1 protein-coding gene is annotated in these 776 nt (G+C 61.1%); it reads right to left on the reverse strand.

Annotated elements, in window-relative coordinates; all coding sequences use genetic code 11:
- On the reverse strand, positions 1 to 776 hold a 776-nt coding region (locus GTGU_RS23510), incomplete at both ends, for an Ig-like domain-containing protein (RefSeq protein ID WP_038163712.1).

Genomic DNA, 776 nt, shown 5'->3' on the forward strand with positions numbered 1-776 from the left:
TTACTACCGGAGCCGCCGTATCAACGGTCAGGTTATGGCTGGCGGTGGCCGGGTTACCGGCAATGTCAGAGACAGAAGCCGTAACGGTGGCGTTACCGTCGTTCAGCGCAGCCACGTCATTAGCCGGAACAGTAATGCTCCAGCTGCCGTCTGCCTGCACCTGTGCGGTGTAGGTGATGCCACCGACAGTGACGGTCACGGTCTGACCGGCCTGTGCGGTGGTCATGCCGTTAATCACCAGGTCAGCCTGCGCTTCGGTGGCATTCAGGATGTCGTCAACGGCCAGGGTATTGATAGTAATGACCGGCGCTGCCGCATCCACCAGCAGGTTCGCGGTGGTGCTGGTGCTGTTACCGGTGCTGTTGGTGGCGCTGGCGGTCAGTGTGTAATCCGCTTCGCCAAGTGTAGCCAGATCCGCTGCCGGTACGGTCAGGGACCAGTTGCCGGAGGCGTCTGTCACTGCAGTATACGCGGTGCCGTTCAGCATTACCGTTACGGTGGTGCCTGCTGTCAGGCCGGTGCTGGTACCGCTGAGGGTCAGATCCTGCCCTTTTTCAGCGGCATTCAGCACGTTATCGGTGCTGATGGCGTCAAAGGCCAGCGTCGGTGCCGTGGCATCGACATTCACGTCGTGTGTTGCTGAACCGCTGTTACCGGCGGCCGTGGTCACCGTCACGCTGATGGTGCTGGTGCCGTCCTGCAGGGCAGTCACGTCAGCTGCCGGAACACCCACGCTCCAGTTGCCGTTCGCATCAATGACAGTGGTGTAGCTGTTG

This window comes from Trabulsiella guamensis ATCC 49490 (genome assembly GCF_000734965.1).
GTDB lineage: Bacteria > Pseudomonadota > Gammaproteobacteria > Enterobacterales > Enterobacteriaceae > Trabulsiella > Trabulsiella guamensis.